Below are 20,424 nucleotides of genomic sequence, written 5' to 3' on the forward strand. Positions count from 1 at the left end.
CTTTCAATCAATCGCTAATACAAAGCAGGGAAGTGAGATGGATCCGTTTCCCGCATGATATTGTAAGCGACTTCAACCACATCATCCATGTTCGGTTTGGTGAAATAATCACCATCGGAACCGTATGGAGGACGGTGCGGTTTCGCAGAAATCGTAACAGGTGCTGAATCCAGCCAGCGGTATGCATTTTGCTTTTCGAGTACCTGCTGCATCATAAATGCTGACGCACTTCCCGGGACATCTTCATCCGCAAAAATAACCCTGTTCGTTTTCTTAATTGATTCCAGAATCTGGTTGTCGATGTCAAAAGGTAACAATGTTTGGACATCAATAACCTCTATTTCTATTCCCAGCGTATGTAATTGAGCTGCTGCCTCCATTACTATACGGCACATCGCGCCATAAGTAACGACAGTAAGATCTTTTCCTTCTTTTAATATTTCAGGTTGCCCAAGCGGAACACATATTTCTCCGATGTTATCAGGCAGTACTTCCTTTTGACGGTAAGCATTAAGCGGCTCCACAACGAGGGCAGGATCATCACCTTTGATGAGTGTATTATAAAGCCCTGCGGCCTGGGTGAAGTTTCTGGGGACTGCAATATGCAACCCGCGAACACTGCTTAACATCGTGCCCATCGGAGACCCCGAATGCCATATGCCTTCCAGACGATGTCCACGGGTACGGATGATCAAAGGTGCTTTTTGTCCGCCGGCGGTACGATACCGAAGGCTTGCAAGGTCATCGGTTAGGGTGGCAAGCGCGTAATAGATATAGTCGAAATACTGGATTTCAACAATAGGGCGCAAGCCCCGCATGGCCATGCCTATCCCCTGTCCGATGATCGTCGTTTCGCGGATACCAGTATCGGTAATCCGAAGTTCACCGAACTTTTCCTGCAAACCGGCTAGTCCCTGGTTCACATCACCAATCATCCCAACGTCTTCGCCGATGGCTACAACACGGGAATCTTGGCCGAATAATGCGTTAAAGTAAGAACGGATCACTTCCCTGCCATCAACGGTTATACTTTCATCCGAAAACACGGGTTCAACGGGCTGAACATGCAGCGGTGATAAAGCGGATTCACTGTAAAGCTGGCTGTTGTAACGTTCAGTATTTACTTTGAGAGCATCCTGAAGCCATTTCTGCATGACAATTCTTGACGGCGTATGCTCATTTCGTATCAAACGCAATGCTTTGCGGACGCTTACAAGGTTATCGCGGCGAACAGGGTAATAGGTTTTACTCAATTCGGAAGCAATCCCTGATAATTCCTCCGAGAAAATGCTCTCTGCGGCCGTTTTTTGGATTAACTCGATCGTTTCCTGATGTTCCTTATCCAGGTCTTTTCGATAAGCTTTCCAGGCACGGTTACGGGCATCTCTGGCCGTTTCCTTTGCGTCGGCTTCAATACGTTCGAGCTCTTCATCCGTCGCATAGCCGTTATTTAAAATCCATTCACGGAAACGCACGTTACAATCACGTTCATTTTCCCATTGCAGCCGTTGTTTGGATTTATACCGCTCGTGGGAGCCCGATGATGAATGTCCCTGTGGCTGTGTTAATTCTGTAACATGGACCAAAACCGGAACTTGCTCGGTGCGAGCCAGATGGGCTGCCTTTTGATAGGTTTCTATCAATGCCGGATAATCCCAGCCATTGACCGCTATAATTTCCATGCCGGCTTCTTCCTCATTTCTCTGAAGTCCTGCCAGCGCTTTTGAAATACTTGATTTTGTAGTCTGATATTCTATCGGAACAGAGATGCCGTAACCATCATCCCAAACGGACATAATTAACGGAACCTGCAGCACGCCGGCCGCGTTCATTGCCTCCCAAAACATTCCCTGGGAAGTCGAGGCATCACCAATGGTTGCAAATACGATCTCATTTCCCTTGTTGGAAAATGTGGTCAGATTCTGAATATCCTTATTGGCCCGGTAAAGTTTCGAGGCGTAAGCGAGTCCGACGGAGCGGGGAACTTGCCCGGCCGTCGGTGAAATGTCGCAAACTGAATTATAGAGTTTTGTCTGGTCCAGCCATTCGCCCTGGTCGTCGAGCCAGCGGGTTGCATAGTGCCCATTCATGGACCGCCCGCCCGTATGCGGTTCGTGGTCCAGATCGGCGTGTGCGTACATTTGTGCAAAAAATTGCTGCCAGCTTAAATTGCCAAGATAGGCTTCGATCGTCTGGTCGCGGTAATACCCTGAGCGGAAATCACCTGGCTTAAATGCTCTTGCCAATGCAATCTGCGCTATTTCCTTCCCATCTCCAAAAATTCCGAATTTGGACCGGCCACCCATTGTGTCTTTTCTCCCCAATAAGCTAACCTGCCTACTTTCACAAGCCAGGCGGTAGTCGTCTGTTATCTTTTCTTTATTCAAAACACTGGAACCGGTCAAACTATCATTTAGAAGCATAAGCAAACGTTACGGGTTGAAACCGTAGTTAAGTTACATTTTTTTATAATGCACGCCAAAATTATGCAGGAAAATAATAATCATAACAATGAATCACAATAAGTTTGAAAGCAGTGTTAACATACGTTAATGTTTACTAAATTTCGTTTTTATCATTTAATCTTGTTACTTAAACAAAATTTCACACAATTATCAATACCACTACAACTATGAAAGTATTCTTTTCAGCATTGGTTTTACTTGTTGGTTTAACCACTGTAAGTTTTGCTCAGAAAGGTGTTTTAAAATTTAAAGAAGAAACACACAAGTTTGGTAAAGTGCCTCAGGGAACGCCTGTTACGAATGAATTTGTGTTTACAAACACAGGTACTGACCCTGTTGTAATTTCTAACGTAACCGTATCATGCGGATGTACGACGCCTATTTGGTCAAAAGCACCGGTATTGCCAGGAAAAACGGGTATCATCAAGGCAACTTTTAACGCTGCTGCTGCCGGTTCTTTCAACAAACCCGTAACTGTTTTCAGTAACACAGAAGGTGGATCTATTACTTTATATCTTAATGGAGAGGTTATTGCCAAAGAAGCGGCGAAAACTTCGTCGAAGTAACATTTTCTGTAAAAACATGGTGATAAGGCCGGCTTACAAACTGGCCTTATTTTTTTGTACGCTACCCGTGTAATGTAAAGGAATGCTCTACTTTTAGTTCATTTAATTGGTCGTGTCAATACCACGAAACGTTCCTACGGAACGAAAACCAGATAAATCTATCCCCGTTTCTACCAACGAAATGTCCCGAGGGGACAAGAATATTAGGATGTTTCCGCGTTTTGTTCCAATAGGAGCGTTTGGTCGGTAGCAATGATATTGCAATTGCCAAAACCAGTTTCTACCAACAAAATATCTGGATGGGATAAGGACGTTAGGATGTTTCGGCGTTTTGTTCCAGTAGGAACATTTCGTTGGTAGCAATGATATTGCAATTGTCAAAACCAGTTTCTACCAACAAAATATCTGGATGGGAACATGGACATTAGGATGTTTCGGCGTTTTGTTCCAGTAGGAACATTTCGTCGGTAGCAATGATATTGCAATTGTCAAAACCAGTTTCTACCAACAAAATATCTGGATGGGACATGGATATTAGGATGTTTCGGTGTTTTTGTTCCAGTAGGAACATTTGGTCGGTAGCAATGATATTGCAATTGCCAAAACCAGTTTCTACCAACAAAATATCTGGATGGGACATGGACATTAGGATGTTTCCGCGTTTTGTTCCAATAGGAGCGTTTGGTCGGTAGCAATGATATTGCAATTGCCAAAACCAGTTTCTACCAACAAAATATCTGGATGGGAACATGGACATTAGGATGTTTCGGCGTTTTGTTCCAGTAGGAACATTTCGTCGGTAGCGTAATTTAATACGCAGCCCGATCCTGGAATGATCTTCTTCTGGTCAGTTTCAAGTCCTGAAGGATGCTTGATTTTACTTTTAGAATAAAGTTGTAGTTGCTTACGCGGGAAGCACTTCCAGCAAAAGGCGTCCAGCTGAAACTCATATCCCAGCAGTGTAAGTCACGGTATAGCGTTAGTGTCGTAATGGACGGTTTGAATGCCGTAAAGTCAAAACCGGTTGTCACACTGATTTTAAAATTCGTGGATAAACTCAAATCGCCCGTTGCGTTGATCGTCTGGATTAGCTGGGCATTCGAAAGTCCCGGTTTGGTGAGGCCAAAGTTATAGTTCAGGGACACATTCCACGGGATATTAAAATCCACATACATATCGGCATTGCGCTGGATAAACTCTTTTTGCTCTTCGGTGACGGTACTGTTCGGATTGGCATTTTTCGGCTTATCCGAAGCGCCTTTGGGAGAGAAACTGGTTCCGAGCGTAAAACTAAGATTTTGTAAATTGGCAAGTCCCTGCCCTTTCGTGATGGCAAACTGGTCTACCTTAATACCGGTTTGATTGTCAGATTTCACCCGCGGATCTTTTACGTAGGCGTATGGATCCAGGTTTGCGTTAAAATTCAGGTTAAGATTTTTACCGATACGGGCATTGGCGTTGACCGTGATATTTGACAGTTTAAGCGAATCCGCCATCAGGTTGTAGCTACCACCAAAACCAAGGTTATCCAGCAGGGATACTTTTTCAAACTGAGCCGCGGCCGTATCACTTTTTGATTTCAGTTTCATCTCAAACGAGTTGTTCAAACTGAATGAAATCACACTCGAAGCTTTTCCGTTGCTGACATTCGTACCAACACCTTTGTATCTTGAAAGTTTTTGTGTCTCGCCCAGCTCGTTAATCTGTACGGTTTGATAAAAACCATAATTATCGCCCGTGAAATCCGGGGTATAGCTATACGATAGTGTAGGGATTACGGTATGCCGTATAGCCTCCAGGCGCTTTCCCCTAACGAAAAATGTTCCATAGAAACGCGTGTTCATACCTGCGCCGAAGGAATAGGAATACTCGTTACCTACTTTGTTGAGCGTATCAATGTGTACGGTATTCCCTCCTTTGTAGATGTAATTGTATTGTTTGGTATAAATCTGCCCCTGAAGTGACATGCTTGGCGTAAGATTTATAAACCGTAAAAGCTTGAAGTTCGGAAGCGAGATGGGTAAACTGTACCGGCCTGTAAATTGAGCATCCTGCGCAAAGGCCGATAAGTTTGAAAGGTTAAAGGGTAAAACCTGTATAGCGCCATCCCGTAAAGAATCAATTTTGTTATCCACCTTAAAACCAAGTCTGCTGTAAGACGTGTCAATAGCCGTCAGAGAGTTGGTCAGGGTATAATTTCCGCTAAAATCAAGCCCTAGACGGAAACTGTCATACCATCGCGAACGCCCTCCGTTTAAGGCAAAAGGAGCAATCTGGTTAACGCCAAAACTGAAATCGGTTGAAATATTCGTTTTTCCGTCTCTTCTGATACCGGAAGTATCTTTCTGACCAAAGTTTTGGTTAACCCTTACACTCGCCGCCGCCCGAAGATATTGGCCCATCGTGCGGTTATACTGCACCGATGAACTGGCGACGTTGGAAATGTACTTGTTGGTATTGGTTTCCTGAAACTGGTTATAGCTGTTGCTGGTAATATTTACGTTCGCAGAAAATGTCGAGTTGCCTCTTGGTTTTGGCGCGTGAGACCATACGAGACTGAAATCATTGGTGCCGCCCAGACCGATTTCCTTTTGTATCTCGTCACTGGATTTATTTTTGTTAAAGCGGAACGAAAAATTACCGTTATACTGATAACGCTTAGAATACGTCGTGGCGACACCCAGTCCCCAGCTTCCTGTGGCGTAAATTTGCCCGGTTACCTGTGCGTTGATGTATTCGCTGATGGCGAAATAGTAGCCTCCGTCACGCAGATAAAAACCGCGCCCGTTGGGTTCTTCACCATAGGTTGGGAAAATAATACCGGATGTGCCTGCTTCTTTTTTCTTAGGGAACGGGAAAAACCCGAAAGGAATAACCAGTGGCAGCGGAACATCCGCAATCACCAGGTTAAAAGGCCCGGACACCACCGATTTTTTATCCACCATTTTTATTTTTGGTGCATTGATATAAAAGTGCGGGTGGGTAAGATTACAGGTCGTATAAATGGATTTTTGTATGTAAAAATTGCCTTCCGTGTCTTTTTTTACACGGTCTCCCCTGACATTACCATCGCCCTGCTGTGTGACAATGCCGCGGATAATGGCTTTTTTGGATTTAAAATTATAGCGGATTTCCTTCGTATTGTACATTTCCGGCCCATCCTGAAATATGGGCTCGCCTATCATTTTTTTTGCGGTGGAATCATAATCGCCATGCGCCATGACCTCGTTGGTCACCCAGTTCAGACGAATATAATTTGCTTTTAGATTAATCGTACCATAATTTACCTCCGCATTTCCGTATAAATGCACCTGTTTCAGGACAACATCCATGATGGTGGAGTCCTCTGCGGTGTATTTTACGACACTTTGCAGGTCGTCAGGATTGGATAAGGTATCGGTTGCCGATGAATCCGTTAAAGCAATGCCATTTTTCAGCCGCAGAGAATCCGCAGCCGTTGAGTCTTTTTTGATGAGTGTGTCCGGTCCGGCAATAATTTCGCCACCCGGGGTTTTGGCCAAAGCAGATTTGTCTGCTACCGTAGGTGCAGAATGCTTGGTCTTGGCTTTCGACTTAAGAAGATCTTTACCGGATCGTTTTGTGCGTTGCTGAACACATGCCATGGTGCCAAACAATAGAAACGCAACAAGTCCTAACGATATAATAATCGCCTTTTTTTTCAGTTCTAACAAATAGAGTATTTTTGCATAACGAATGTCAAAATTAGCAGAGAAACTCCTAAAGAATAACGCCGTAACTAAAAAATAATGTTAAAAGTTCTTAAAATCTTAATTGCAGCGAGTTGTTTAACCCTCAGTCTCGCTTTTGCCTTTCAAGAAATACCGGCTCCCGGAAAAGCAGACAGCAAGGTTAATGTGGTGGTTATTGACGCAGGCCATGGTGGTCATGACATCGGAACGCGCGGCCGTAAAACGCGTGAATCCACTGTTGCCCTCAAAATTGCATTGGCGCTGGGCCATAAAATTAAGCAGGATTCGCCGGAAGTCAGGGTGCTTTATACCCGCGATACCGATGAATTTATCGAATTGTCGGAACGCTCAGCCTTCGCCAACAGAAACAATGCCGACCTTTTTATTTCCATTCATTGCAACTCCACACCGAATTCCCGGACGGTCAGAGGAACTGAGACGTACGTGATGGGGTTACACAAGACGAACGGTAACCTCGAAGTTGCCAAGCGGGAAAACTCGGTCATTTTGAAAGAAACGAATTATAAGCAAAAATATAAGGGTTTCGATCCGGATTCGCCGCTTGCGCATATCATGCTTGCCAATTATCAGAGCGCATTTATTTCAAGCAGTTTACGCTTCGCAGATAATGTGGAAAAGAAATTCAAATCGGTATCTGACCGTGAAAGCCGTGGTGTGAAACAGGCTGGATTCCTTGTGTTGTGGCGAACAACCATGCCGAGCGTGTTGATCGAAACGGGATTTTTGTCGACACCGGAAGAAGAAGAATATCTTAATTCAGAAGAAGGACAGGACGAAGTTGCCCAGTCGATTCTGGAAGCATTTAAGGTGTATAAAAAGCAAATGGATCAATAGGGTTCGTTGTGGAAAGTGAATTTTGAATTGGTTTATAAATCATTCGGACAAATAAATTTTTGTAAACATTTACATTATTTCAAGCTTATGGCGCGAGCCGCAAGCTATTTAATACTCACTTCATGAAGCTATCAAAAGAAGCAAAAGTCGGGTTAATGGCAGTTTTGGCAATGGTCCTGTTATATTTTGGTTTTCATATCCTTAAAGGCTCCGACGTATTTTCAAGAACATATAAGTATTATGTAATTTACGATGACATTGATGGATTAACCGCTTCCAACCCGGTTTTGCTGAACGGGTTGAATGTTGGCCGGGTGCAGGAAATAAAATTATTGCAGAATCAGAAAAACCATCTTTTGGTGACATTGGATATCCAAAAAGGTATCGTTTTGCCAAAAGGAACCACAGCCTTGCTTGCGGACGGAGGATTGCTGGGAGGTAAAGTGATTCATTTGGCAATGGGCGCAGCTTCGGTGAATTTGCAGGATAAAGATACTTTGGTTGGCACGAGAGAAGCTGGTATATCTGCGGTTTTACAGGAAAAAGCCTTGCCACTTGTTACCCATGCAGATTCTCTGGTGTTAAATCTTGCTGCGGTTGCAGAAGGATTTAAGGAAACGGGTAAAATCCTGAACCAGATGATCAGGAATTACGATCAGACCGGCAGTACGGTGCAGGGACTCGTTACCGAAAATCGTAAAAACCTCTTGGTGATGACGACAAACCTGAATAAACTTTCGGAATCACTCGTGGAAACTGAAAAAGGTTTGAAGCCATTGCTTGCCAAAACAGGATCGCTGGCTGACTCGCTGAATGCTTTAAGATTGGGCGAAACGGTACAGAGTGCTAATAAGACGATCGCGGAATTACGCGGGTTATTGGCCGGTGTAGATTCAGGAAAAGGCACTGCCGGGAAACTTCTTAAAGACGAAACACTTTACAATAACCTGAACAGTACGGTGGTCAGTTTGAATAAGCTGATGACTAATTTCCGTGAGCATCCTAAACGTTACGTTCACTTATCGGTTTTTGGGAAAAAGGATAAAGGGCCGGCAGAATCACCGCTGGACACGACCACGGTCATAAAATAAGAATTTATTAAGGTTCAGTTTACAGAAAGTCGTTTGCCGGGAGGTGAGCGACTTTTTTGCTTTTGGTAGTAAAGGTTCGGATAAATTTATACCTTGAAATTGAAATAAATTATTGTTTCTATTACATCTTCATCAAGTTATGGCAAATCAGCAAAGCACACAGCAGCTTATTGAAAACCTCAATGAAAAGTATGAAAATGTCAAATTAGGCGGCGGTCAAAAAAAGATCGACGCACATCATAAAAAGGGAAAACTAACGGCTCGGGAACGCATTGATTATTTGCTGGATGCCGGGTCGTATTTCCTGGAAATAGGCGCTTTTGCTGGGGAGGGTATGTATGAGGCAGATGGTGGTTGTCCGTCGGGAGGGGTTGTTGTCGGCATTGGATATATTTCTGGAAAACAATGTGTCGTCGTAGCCAATGATGCCACGGTAAAGGCTGGTGCATGGTTTCCGATCACGGCGAAGAAGAATCTGAGAGCGCAGGAAATTTCAATGGAAAACCTGCTGCCCATTATTTATCTGGTGGATAGCGCCGGGGTTTATCTTCCTATGCAGGCAGAAGTTTTTGCAGATAAAGAACATTTCGGGCGCGTTTTCAGAAATAATGCGAAAATGTCGGCCATGGGCATTGTTCAGATTTCGGCTATTATGGGAAGCTGTGTGGCGGGTGGCGCATATTTGCCGATTATGTCCGACGAAGCACTGATCGTTGAAGGAACCGGTTCTGTTTTTCTGGCGGGCCCATACCTGGTGAAATCATCTGTTGGTGAAGATGTAGATGCCGAAACTTTGGGTGGCGCGGTCATGCATTCTGAAATTTCCGGGGTGACCGACAATAAATATCCCGACGATCAATCGTGTCTTGACGCGATCAAAAGACATATGGATAAAATCGGCCAGCCCGCCTCGGCAGGATTTGATAAAAAGCCTTCAATGCCTCCAAAGCGTTTGGCTGAGGAGATTTATGATATTCTTCCGGTGGACAGGCTCAAACCTTATGACATGAAACAGGTGCTGGAATGCATCACGGACGGTTCGGAGCTGGATGAATACAAACCGGATTATGGCAAGACAATCATTTGTACGTATGCACGGATTGACGGCTGGGCGGTTGGTATTGTGGCGAATCAGCGGAAAATGGTAAAGTCCGGAAAAGGTGAAATGCAGATGGGCGGTGTGATTTACGGTGAATCGGCGGATAAAGCGGCAAGATTTATCATGAATTGCAATCAGAAAAAAATCCCGCTCGTTTTTTTTCATGATGTAACGGGGTTTATGGTCGGGAGCCGTGCTGAGCAGGGAGGTATTATCAAAGATGGTGCAAAAATGGTTAATGCCGTTGCCAATTCCGTAGTACCTAAATTTACTTTTATCGTAGGTAATTCTTACGGCGCCGGTAACTACGCCATGTGTGGAAAAGCCTATGACCCGCGCCTGATTTATGCCTGGCCGACGGCGCAAATGGCGGTTATGAGCGGAGCAACGGCCGCGAAAACGCTGGTACAGATTCAAACAGCGACGCTAAAAGCCCAGGGAAAGGAGATTACGGCAGAGGCCGAGCAGGAATTGCTAGATCAGATAACAGATCGCTACAATGAAGAATTATCGCCTTACCATGCAGCAGCGAGACTTTGGGTGGACGGGATTATTGATCCGGTTGAAACACGGAAAATTATTTCAGTAGGCATTGAGGCGGCCAATCACGCGCCAATTACCGAAAGATTTAATGTCGGGGTGATTCAGGTTTGAGGAAGCATAAGTCTGAGCCTCAATCTTATCTTTCCATCAAGGAAAGGGGAATCATCACCGGTCCTTCATTGTAGTCGCCGGAAAAGATAAATTTGAGGGACGCATATCGGTTAGAGATAAGGCATTCCGGTCTTTGTATCCTTATGAAAGACATAAAGTATTTTTTCGGAACCCTCTTCCTCTTCTTTGCAGTAAGTCCATTGACCCAGCTGCTTGCACAAACCAACGAACAAACAACGGTTTGGAAAGGATTTGATAAAGTTGAATTTTCATTTCAAAATACAAAAGCCTGGTATGTGAAACCGAAACAGGCTTTGCCGGGCAATCCCTGGGTTTGGCGTGCGCATTTTCCAACCTGGCATACCGAAATGGATAGTATTTTATTGACGCGTGGTTTCCATGTCGCTTATGTCAATACGAATGATCTTTTCGCCCATCCCAAAGCCATGCAGGTTTGGGATGCATTTTACGACTATCTGGTAAAAGAGAAACAATTTGCCGCGAAGGTTGCGCTGGAAGGCGTCAGTCGTGGTGGTTTGTATGTATATGGCTGGGCCAAGCGCAATCCGGACAAGGTTAGCTGCATTTATGCGGAGGCGCCTGTCTGTGATCCGAAAAGCTGGCCGGGTGGGAAAGGTAACGGGAAAGGTTCTCCAAAGGACTGGACGAACTGGCTGGAATTAAACAATCTTACTGAAGAATCTTCGAAAACTTTTGAAGATATTCCCTTCAATGATCTGGCTGGTCTGGCCTCTTTTAAAGTGCCGATTTTGCATGTGGTCGGGCTGAAAGATAAAATTGTACCCCCGGCAGAAAATTCGGACATTCTGGTTCAAAACTATGCGAAACTTGGAGGTCCGGTCAGCGTTTATCCCATGACACGCGGAGAACAAGCTTTGGAAGGCCATCATTTCCCAATTGAGCATCCCGAAAAATTTGCAGATTTTATTTACGAGAATAGCGTTCCTGTCTCAAAACCGCTTCTTCACACGCCGTACATTGAAATAAACGGTGGCCTGGGCAATGCTTATGAGAAGTTTAAAACAACAAAAAAAGGTACGGTCGCTTTCCTGGGCGGTTCGATCACGCATAATCCCGGATGGCGAAATAAGACTGCCCAATATCTTCAGGAACATTTTCCCGAAACAGCGTTTACATTTATTACAGCTGGCATTCCGTCCCTGGGAAGCACGCCACACGCATTCCGTTTTCAGCGTGATGTGTTGGATAAAGGTATCCCCGACCTGCTGTTTGTGGAATCGGCGGTGAATGACCGGGGAAATGGTTTCGGTGAAACGGCGCAGGTTAAAGCGCTGGAAGGAATAATCCGCCAGATGTATGCCAAAAATGCAAAAGCAAATATTGTGCTGATGGCATTTGCGGAACCTGCAAAAAACACCGATTATGACAATGGAAAAGAGCCGCTGGAGGTGGCTGTGCACCAAAGAATGGCAAAATATTACGGAGCTGCTTATATCAATCTTGCGAAAGAAGTGCATGACCGCATTCAGGCCGGGGAATTTTCCTGGAAGTATGATTTTAAAGATTTGCATCCTTCACCCTACGGACAAGAAGTTTATTTTCAAACGATCAAGGAATTGTTAAAACTGACGCCGGAAAATGCCGCTTTGGGTATGATAAAACTGCCGCCAGCCATTAACAAATTTTCTTATGAAAAGGCGGGTTATCATCCGGTTTCAGAAGCCAGAAAGTTGCATGATTTCAAAATTGATCCGTATTGGAAACCGGCAGATAAAGTTTCTACCAGACCGGGTTTTGTGGATGTACCGATGCTTGTCGGTGAAAATGCAAATGCTTCCTTTGAATTTGAATTTAAAGGACGGGCAGTCGGGATTGCAATTATTTCCGGGCCGGATGCAGGGAAAATTTCTTATGCTATCGATGGCAAAAAGGCAAAAAGTCTCGACTTAATTACGCCATGGAGCACGCAGCTGCATTTACCATGGTATCTGATGCTGTCTGACGAGCTTTCGCCGGGCAAGCATACTCTGCGCCTGCAGATCGTTCAGGATAAAAACGAGAAAAGTATCGGGAATGCTTGCCGGGTGGTTTATTTTTTGGTGAATGAGTAATAGATAAATCGCTACTTTCCCGTTTGTGTCGTGTAAGTGCTCTCAAAAATCTTATCGGCATTCGCGGCTTCAAATCCGTCACGCCGGTGTTTTCTTGAAATTTCGGGTGTTGATAAATCAGAAAAATGGGGTAATACCCTTCGCTCTGCAAATTCGACATAGGAGCCGGATATCTTGTACTTTTCCCCGCAGGCGAATTCAGCTTCGATCATTTCGGCCACAGTCGCGCTCTGTATCAGACCGCCATCCGGACTGGTCTTGATTTTTCCTCCCGCCGTATTCAGCGTTATCCCCTGTTTTTCAAGGAATACGTTGAAGTCGGCAACGGTGTTATAACCTTTGGGCAAATTATGAACGCTGATCGTAAAATGGTTGAGATAATAGCGGTTGTAAATAACCCAGGCTGCATATTCACTCTCTTTCAATAAAGTCAGATAATCGCTCAGGGTGGGTGTTCGCCAGAGCGGTGCATGTAAAAACTGATCCACCGCTTCGCCATCATTTAAATCCAGGTTATCCGCCGGATCATGGAGCACTTCGTCGGTATAACTTTTAATGATGCGCTGACTTTCCTCCGAAAGGTCTCCTACGCGAAGCTCGCTGACGAAAATACGCGGATCCCGTTCTCTGGGCGGACTATACCACCAGGCGTCAAGTTTTTTTCCTTCAAAGAAGTAATGATCTCTTTTCTTGTAACCATAGGCGAGAAATATTTTTTCAAATGAGGAAACACCAAGCTGGGGCACGCCCATGGTTCTAAAGGCAATATGATCGTTTTCGATATCATCCGGCGTCTCAATAATTTTTTCCGAAGCCATCGCATCCAGGATTTTTCTTACATCCGGGACCCGCTTTTTATAGCGGCGCATCAGCCCGTTTAAAATGATGTCTAATTTCTCGATATTTTGAAGTGAAGCCGGCATATTGAAATCAATTTAGTGTTCGGCCTTAATGAATAAGTGATTTTGCTTTATTATTTTGACTAAGAATATGTTTTAATATTATATTCTGCAAATAGATCGTCTTTTGAAATATATATTATGTATTAATTAAAAAACATTTGTTTTGCAAATGTCCATACATAATCAGTATATTGCATCGTTTTATTAAAATAACCTGAAATACTTAGAGTATAATCATACCATGCTCTATTTTGTTCAGTAATATATCCTGATTGTATTTTTAAATCAATAACGTAATAAATAAATGAAGAAGCGACTCTTCTTTTTGGCTGGAATAGTTTTCACCATTGTAATGGGGGTTATTTCCTGTTTTCAAAAGAATGGTAGTGCCACAAAAAAATCTTCGGAGGAAGTTGTTAGTTATAATTTCCATATCCGTCCGATTTTGTCTGATAAATGTTTTGCCTGCCACGGTCCGGATGCCAACAAGCGGGAGGCTGGTTTACGTCTGGATATGGCAGAAAGTGCTTATGCCAAATTGAAAGATGGGAACGGTGCGGTTGCGATTTTTCCGGGAAAACCTGAGCAATCTGAATTGTATAAAAGGATCATTTCACTGGATCCGGAAATTCAGATGCCGACACCGGAATCTCATTTGGGCCTGTTGAGCGAATCAGAAATCGGTTTGGTGAAAAGATGGATCGAGCAGGGAGGGAAATATGAAAAACACTGGGCGTTTACCGCTCCTGTTTTACCGAAGATACCGGAAGTGAATCAGGAAGACTGGCCAAAAAACGAGATTGATTATTTTGTTTTGGATAAAATGGAAAACCTGGGCATTAAACCAAATGAGGTAGCGGACAAAAATCATTTGCTGAAAAGAGCTTCGCTGGACTTGACCGGTTTGCCGCCTTCGCTTGAACTTCAAAATAAATTTGCGGCTGATAACAGTGATGCGGCCTATGAAAAAATGGTTGATGTATTGCTTCGTCAAAAAACCTATGGAGAAAAAATGGCGCTGCACTGGCTGGACGTCGCCCGTTATGCGGATTCATATGGATATCAGGATGACGAAATCCGTACGCAATGGCCCTGGCGGGACTGGGTGATCAGTGCTTTTAACAAAAATCTGTCCTACGATAAATTCCTGACCTGGCAGATTGCTGGTGATATGCTGCCGAATGCAAATAAAGAGCAAATTCTGGCGACTGCATTTTTTAGAAACCATAAATACACCGAGGAAGGTGGTGTGATCCCGGAAGAATACCGGGTCGAATATAACATTGACAAAACGAAAACGTACGGTATGGGCATTCTGGGGCTCTCGGTAGAATGTGCCCAGTGCCACGACCATAAGTACGATCCGATTTCGCAGGAAGATTATTATCGTTTATTCGCCTTTTTTAACAACACGAAAGAGGTTGGATACGAAGGGGATGTGTCGCAGTCGAAACCGGCTAAAAACCCGATCATGACCATTTCGGATGCGGAGGCAAAGAGTATTCTGACTTTTATAAACCGTCCTGACACCAACCGTTTGATGGTTTCGGTGATGGGCGAGCGTGATACTTTGCGCGCCACGCATATCCTGAACCGGGGTGTTTATGATGCGCCGGGGAAAGTCGTAACGGCGTCGGGCCTTCCATCCGTTATGAAATTTGACACGACAAAAATCCCTCAAAACCGATTGGGATTGGCCAGCTGGACGACCAGCAAGCAAAATCCATTGACGGCCAGGGTTTTTGTAAATCAGATCTGGCAGGAGTTTTTTGGCAGAGGTATTGTAAAAAGCACCGGCGACTTTGGGATGCAGGGAGAATTGCCGACACATCCGGCCTTGCTGGACTGGCTTGCAGTGGATTTTATGAATCATGGATGGGATATCAAACGGTTGGTCAAGCAGATTGTGACATCCAATACTTACAAGCAGTCGGCGAAGCTTACAAAAGAAAAGGAAAAACAAGACCCTGAGAACATTTACCTTTCACGGGGTCCAAGATATCGTTTACCGGCAGAATCTGTTCGTGATATCGTTTTGTCGAGCAGCGGTTTGCTGAATCCTAAAATCGGGGGACCGAGTGTTAAGCCTTACCAACCCAAGGGATTGTGGGAGGCGGCTACCTCCGGAAGAGGTCAGCTGGCCAAATACAACCAGGATCACGAGGATGCGCTTTATCGTAGAGGTATTTACACGTTTATCAAACTTACGGTTCCGCCTCCTTCCATGATCATTTTTGATGCGAGCAACAGGGATCATTGTGAAGTGAAACGTTCCAAAACCAATACACCGTTGCAGGCTCTGGTGATGCTGAACGACCCGGCTGTTTTGGAAGCTTCGCGGGTTTTAGCCGAGCGAATTGCATTAAAAACGTCATCGCCGGAGGAGAAAATCAGAGAATCATTCCAAAGAATTGTTTGTCGGAAACCTTCTGATAAAGAGATTAAATTACTGACGGAATATTACACGGATCAGGTCTCGATATTCGGGAAAAATAAAAAGGAAGCGCAAAAGGTACTGAATGTTGGTGAACATCCGCATGAGCAAAAAGTGAATCAAGACCAGGCAGCGGCGCTGATGCGGGTGATTAGCGCATTGTACAATATGGAGGAGACAATAACGAAATCCTGAGATTTATAAAACTTTACTTAACCGCGTCGCCGACGCAGTTAAAATAAAACTAAAAATGGAAAAACCGATTTTTGATTTTGGTTTAAACACAAACCGCAGACACTTTTTATCCAAACTGAGCCTGGGTTTGGGGAGTGCCGCCCTGGGTTCGCTGCTGATACCTGATATGTTTAAAGGCGGAGGTGAAAGTGATGTGAATGACCTTATGGCGGGTTTACCGCACTTTGCTCCGAAAGCGAAAAGGGTTATTTATCTTTTTCAAAACGGAGCCCCGTCCCAACTGGATTTGTTTGATTACAAACCGATGCTCAATAAAATGCATGGTCAGGATTTGCCTGAATCCATTCGTGGGGGGCAGCGTTTGACGGGTATGACGGCAAATCAGGCTAAGTTTCCCCTGGCAGGTTCCGTTTTTAATTTTGCGCAATACGGCAAATCCGGCGCGTGGATGAGCGAGCTGTTGCCTCATATGTCGAAGATTGTCGATGACCTGTGTATCATCAAAACTCTGAATACTGAAGCGATAAACCATGATCCGGCACTGACATTTTTCCAGACAGGCGCGCAGGTAGGTAACCGGCCGAGTATGGGCGCATGGTTAAGTTATGGATTAGGTAGTGAAAACCAGAATTTGCCCGGTTTTTGCGTGCTTTTGTCGAGGGGGAAAGGAAATGGACAAGGAGTTTATTCGAAACTATGGACGAATGGCTTTCTGGATTCTGTGCATCAGGGCGTGCAATTCAGCAGCGGAGAGAATCCGGTGCTCTATTTGAATGACCCGGATGGGATGAACCGTGAGGAAAGACGGAAAATGCTGGACAAGCTTTCTCAGTTAAATCAAAACACATTTGATGAATTCGGAGATCCGGAGGTTACCGCCAAGATTCAGCAATATGAAATGGCTTACCGGATGCAAACAGCCGTTCCGGAAATTACCGATATGACCCGTGAACCGGAATCAATCGTGAAAATGTACGGACCGGAATGTCTCGTGCCTGGGACTTATGCCGCAAATTGTCTTTTAGCAAGAAAACTGTCAGAGCAAGGGGTTCGTTTTATACAGCTTTATCACCAGGGCTGGGATAGCCATGGCGGGCTTCCGAATGAAATAAAGGGACAATGTATGGATGTGGACCAGGCATCCGCCGCGCTTATTACGGATCTCAAACAACGTGGTTTACTGGATGAAACGCTGGTGATCTGGGGAGGGGAATTTGGCCGTACCAATTACTGCCAGGGAACCTTAACCAAAGATAATTATGGTAGGGATCATCATCCGCGTGCTTTTACAGTCTGGATGGCTGGCGGTGGTGTGAAGCCTGGTATTGTTTATGGAGAGACGGATGAATTTGGTTATAATATTGTAAAAGATCCGGTACATGTGCATGATTTTCATGCTACCATATTAAATCAGTTGGGTTTAGATCACGAAAAATTAGTTTACAAGCATCAGGGACGCCGTTACAGGCTTACGGATGTTGCTGGCAAATTAGTAAAAGGAATTATTGTTTAATGGAGTCAGCATCACGACCAGATGGCCGTTCTTTTTCAGATTGGAAGGGATGGGTTTATAATTTCGCCTTCTTTCTGAATGGCCTTTTAATTTTTCTTTTACTGTTTGAAGACCGGTTTGTAGTGCCGGTCTGGATGCAGTCATTGGGACGTATGCACCCTTTGGTGCTGCATTTTCCGCTTGTTGTATTGATGCTTTATTCGATCTGGATTCTGATCGTTGAAAAGGAAGAATCGACTAAATGGAATGAAAACCTGGCAGACACTTTATTGCTGATCGGAACACTGACGTCGGTGGTAGCAGCCTTCTCAGGTTTTGTATTATCCCACGAAGAAGGATATGAAGCGGATGCGCTTTTCTGGCATAAATGGCTGGGGATAGTCATTTCGGTTTGCAGCATTATCTGGTACAGCTTTAAAAAATATTTACCCCCCTGGAAACTTCCTGCCAAACTGATATCAGTTTCCCTTTTGATTATGCTATTGATCGGAGGGCATTTAGGTGGAAATCTTACCCATGGTGAAGATTTTTTAACGGCTCCGATGCAGCTAGCCTCTGTTGAAAATGACAAAGTGACTTTCGAAGAAGCGAATGTTTATACGGATCTGGTTGAACCGATTCTGGAACAAAAATGTATTTCCTGCCACAACGCCCAAAAATCAAAGGGAGATTTGCAGATGCAGACGAAAGAACTGTTTGCAAAAGGTGGAAAAGAAGGAACACCCTGGGATACGACGAAGGCTGATCTGGGGGTGCTGTTAACGCGCGTACATTTGCCTCTGGACGACAAAAAACACATGCCGCCAAGAGGTAAAACGCCACTGACCGACGAAGAAATTGCCTTGCTGGAAGCCTGGATTAAGGGTGGTTCGAGGTTTGATCTGATGGTGAAATCGGTTGATGCACAAAGTCCCATGTACAGTTATGCGCAAAATGTTCTGGCTGGCTCCGAAACTGAGGAGAAATACGAGTTCAGTGCTGCCAGTGGCGATAAAATAAAAGAATTAAATTCCACCTACCGGTTGATAAAGTCGGTAGCGGCCGAGTCTCCGGCTTTGGCGGTGAATTTTTACAATCGTGCTAATTTTAAAAGTGAAGACATCAGCGCGCTGGCTCCCTTAAAAGGCCAGATCATTGCAATGGATCTGAGTAAAATGCCGGTTAAAGATGAAGATTTGAAAACAATAAGCCAGTTTGTGGAGTTGCGGAAACTGATCCTGAATTTTACCGATATTACCGGTTCGACACTGCCGGAATTAAAGAAACTGACAAAATTGAAAAACTTGTCATTGAGTGGCACGAAGGTGAAACTTGCCCAGATTCAGGCGCTTTCTCAGATCCCATCCTTGAAAAATGTATTTGTCTGGAATACAGAATTGACACCGGATGAAATGATAACGCTGAAAAAATCTGCCAAAATACGTTATGAAACGGGATTCCGTGGTGATACTTTGGTGTTGAATTTAAACCCGCCAATCATAGAAAATGAAAGCCAGATTCTTTCGGCAAATACGGATATTCGCTTGAAACACCAGATTCCGGGGACAGTCCTTCGCTATACCATTGACGGATCAGAACCGGACAGCACGACATCGCTCGTTTACAGCAAGCCTTTTCCTGTTACCAAAAACGCTAAAATTAAGGCCAGGGCATTTAAGAAAGGCTGGTACGGGAGTAAAACAGTCGAAAAGTTTTTCTTTAAATCGACTTTCCATGCGGATAGTGCGAGATTGATTACAAAAGCAGATTTGAAATTCCCGGCGCAAGGGGCCAAAACCTTATACGATGGCGTAAAAAGCGATCAGTCGACTTCCAGTGGCAAGTGGCTCGGTTACCGCGATCTGGATTTTCAGACTTATTTGTATTTCAATAAGGCGGTCAAAGCGCAAAGTATTACGCTGAGTATGCTGCGAAATGTCGGCGGTTATATTTTCCCTCCGGCTCGTATTGAAGTTTGGGGTGGAGCCAATGAAAAACAGATGAAATTGTTAAAGGTACTGACGCCCGAAATGCCGGTTAAGGAAACTTCCAATTCAGAGAATCTGGTGTTTGACTTTGATTTCGATATGCAGGAAATAGGCTGTTTTAAAATCATTGCGAAACCTTTATCCAAATTACCGCCATGGCATCCCGGAAAGGGAGAAAAGGCCTGGGTGTTTATTGACGAAGTGTTTGTGAATTGAGTTATTCCAGGAAATCTTTCATATCGGCGGCCTGTTTCTACCAGCGAAATGTCCCAATGGGAACATTTCGCTGGTAGAAACAGGCTAATGTCCTTGTCCCATTGAAACATTTCGTTGGTAGAAGCTCATTTTATTAATCGGAGAGCCCAATAAGACGATTTTATTCTTTCTCTTTTTTTACAAAGGCTTCCGGATGTGTCGTCTGAATTTCCTTGCGGATTCCATTCGCCCAATCTACTACATCTTTTATTTCCGTTTCAGTCAGTTTTGCATCCGGATGCAGCCAGAGATAGGACTCCAAAGGCATTCCGTGGCCCTCAAGTTCTTCTACCAGTTCATCTAATTTATGATCTGCTTTTTTAGGCTCATAATCAGCAAATTCTGATAAGTTAAAATGTTTTTTTCCATCGACAATATGGTTGTTGATAAACCATGCACCCGGCTGAATATGAGCATACCAGGGGTAGACGGTATTATTAGAATGGCAATCCCCGCAGGCTTTACCTAGTATTGCTTTAACATTTTCCGGAACAATATACTGTTTTTCAATGTCATTGGCTGACATTGCCGTTGACTCATTCCGGGTTGGCCTTATAAACTGGATTAAAACCAAAACAATCAAAAGGCCGATCAGGATTTTTTTCGCCATGGTGAAAGGGATTTA

Annotated in this window: 12 protein-coding genes; 8 read left to right on the plus strand and 4 right to left on the minus strand. The window is 44.3% G+C overall.

Features of this window, described 5'->3' with window-relative positions:
• Window positions 1–14: 14 nt before the first annotated feature.
• Window positions 15–2,423 carry a thiamine pyrophosphate-dependent enzyme gene (locus RB622_RS10280; protein ID WP_308046461.1) on the minus strand — a complete coding sequence of 803 codons (2,409 nt, stop codon included), beginning with the start codon at window positions 2,421–2,423 and terminating at the stop codon, window positions 15–17.
• A 209-nt stretch (window positions 2,424–2,632) separates the two neighbouring features.
• Between RB622_RS10280 and RB622_RS10285 the strand changes: the two genes are divergently transcribed.
• Window positions 2,633–3,031 carry a DUF1573 domain-containing protein gene (locus tag RB622_RS10285; protein ID WP_308046462.1) on the plus strand — a complete coding sequence of 133 codons (399 nt, stop codon included), beginning with the start codon at window positions 2,633–2,635 and terminating at the stop codon, window positions 3,029–3,031.
• An 809-nt stretch (window positions 3,032–3,840) separates the two neighbouring features.
• On the opposite strand, the gene RB622_RS10290 is transcribed toward RB622_RS10285, so the two are convergent.
• On the minus strand, window positions 3,841–6,723 hold the full coding sequence (locus RB622_RS10290; RefSeq protein WP_308046463.1) for a putative LPS assembly protein LptD: 2,883 nt from the start codon (window positions 6,721–6,723) through the stop codon (window positions 3,841–3,843).
• A 75-nt stretch (window positions 6,724–6,798) separates the two neighbouring features.
• On the opposite strand from RB622_RS10290, the gene RB622_RS10295 reads away from it, so the two are divergent.
• The 4 genes from RB622_RS10295 (at window position 6,799) to RB622_RS10310 (ending at window position 12,533) form a co-directional block, all read left to right on the plus strand.
• Window positions 6,799–7,596, plus strand: coding sequence for an N-acetylmuramoyl-L-alanine amidase (locus RB622_RS10295; RefSeq protein WP_308046464.1), 798 nt, complete (start codon window positions 6,799–6,801; stop codon window positions 7,594–7,596).
• A 122-nt stretch (window positions 7,597–7,718) separates the two neighbouring features.
• Entirely contained in the window at window positions 7,719–8,687 is a 969-nt protein-coding gene (locus RB622_RS10300) for an MlaD family protein (protein WP_308046465.1), read from the plus strand.
• A gap of 139 nt (window positions 8,688–8,826) precedes the next feature.
• A complete protein-coding gene (locus RB622_RS10305; protein WP_308046466.1) occupies window positions 8,827–10,440 on the plus strand; it encodes a carboxyl transferase domain-containing protein in 1,614 nt (537 codons plus the stop codon).
• Window positions 10,441–10,583: 143 nt separating this feature from the next.
• Window positions 10,584–12,533, plus strand: coding sequence for a GDSL-type esterase/lipase family protein (locus RB622_RS10310; protein WP_308046467.1), 1,950 nt, complete (start codon window positions 10,584–10,586; stop codon window positions 12,531–12,533).
• Between the two features lie 11 nt (window positions 12,534–12,544).
• Here the strand turns inward: RB622_RS10310 and RB622_RS10315 are convergent, their stop codons facing one another.
• A complete protein-coding gene (locus tag RB622_RS10315; RefSeq protein ID WP_308046468.1) occupies window positions 12,545–13,456 on the minus strand; it encodes a DUF1338 domain-containing protein in 912 nt (303 codons plus the stop codon).
• 283 nt (window positions 13,457–13,739) lie between these two features.
• Here RB622_RS10315 and RB622_RS10320 point away from each other — a divergent pair, with 283 nt between their 5' ends.
• Genes RB622_RS10320 through RB622_RS10330 form a run of 3 tightly spaced genes read left to right on the plus strand, consistent with a single transcriptional unit; the run spans window position 13,740 to window position 19,760 of the window.
• Entirely contained in the window at window positions 13,740–16,064 is a 2,325-nt protein-coding gene (locus RB622_RS10320; protein ID WP_308046469.1) for a PSD1 and planctomycete cytochrome C domain-containing protein, read from the plus strand.
• Between the two features lie 55 nt (window positions 16,065–16,119).
• A complete protein-coding gene (locus RB622_RS10325) occupies window positions 16,120–17,577 on the plus strand; it encodes a DUF1501 domain-containing protein (protein WP_308046470.1) in 1,458 nt (485 codons plus the stop codon).
• Window positions 17,577–19,760 (plus strand): FN3 associated domain-containing protein, encoded by a 2,184-nt coding sequence (locus tag RB622_RS10330; protein ID WP_308046471.1) that lies wholly within the window; start codon window positions 17,577–17,579, stop codon window positions 19,758–19,760. Before RB622_RS10325 ends, RB622_RS10330 begins: the two co-directional genes overlap by 1 nt.
• 160 nt (window positions 19,761–19,920) lie before the next feature.
• On the opposite strand, the gene RB622_RS10335 is transcribed toward RB622_RS10330, so the two are convergent.
• On the minus strand, window positions 19,921–20,409 hold the full coding sequence (locus RB622_RS10335; RefSeq protein WP_308046472.1) for a heme-binding domain-containing protein: 489 nt from the start codon (window positions 20,407–20,409) through the stop codon (window positions 19,921–19,923).
• Window positions 20,410–20,424 lie beyond the last annotated feature (15 nt).

Source organism: Dyadobacter sp. LHD-138, assembly GCF_030929615.1.
Classification (GTDB): domain Bacteria; phylum Bacteroidota; class Bacteroidia; order Cytophagales; family Spirosomataceae; genus Dyadobacter.

Coding starts and splice junctions, on each gene's coding strand:
- RB622_RS10280 (WP_308046461.1), bottom strand. CDS start 2,423: ATGCTTCTAAATGATAGTTTGACCGGTTCCAGTGTTTTGAATAAAGAA.
- RB622_RS10285 (WP_308046462.1), top strand. CDS start 2,633: ATGAAAGTATTCTTTTCAGCATTGGTTTTACTTGTTGGTTTAACCACT.
- RB622_RS10295 (WP_308046464.1), top strand. CDS start 6,799: ATGTTAAAAGTTCTTAAAATCTTAATTGCAGCGAGTTGTTTAACCCTC.
- RB622_RS10300 (WP_308046465.1), top strand. CDS start 7,719: ATGAAGCTATCAAAAGAAGCAAAAGTCGGGTTAATGGCAGTTTTGGCA.
- RB622_RS10305 (WP_308046466.1), top strand. CDS start 8,827: ATGGCAAATCAGCAAAGCACACAGCAGCTTATTGAAAACCTCAATGAA.
- RB622_RS10310 (WP_308046467.1), top strand. CDS start 10,584: ATGAAAGACATAAAGTATTTTTTCGGAACCCTCTTCCTCTTCTTTGCA.
- RB622_RS10315 (WP_308046468.1), bottom strand. CDS start 13,456: ATGCCGGCTTCACTTCAAAATATCGAGAAATTAGACATCATTTTAAAC.
- RB622_RS10320 (WP_308046469.1), top strand. CDS start 13,740: ATGAAGAAGCGACTCTTCTTTTTGGCTGGAATAGTTTTCACCATTGTA.
- RB622_RS10325 (WP_308046470.1), top strand. CDS start 16,120: ATGGAAAAACCGATTTTTGATTTTGGTTTAAACACAAACCGCAGACAC.
- RB622_RS10330 (WP_308046471.1), top strand. CDS start 17,577: ATGGAGTCAGCATCACGACCAGATGGCCGTTCTTTTTCAGATTGGAAG.
- RB622_RS10335 (WP_308046472.1), bottom strand. CDS start 20,409: ATGGCGAAAAAAATCCTGATCGGCCTTTTGATTGTTTTGGTTTTAATC.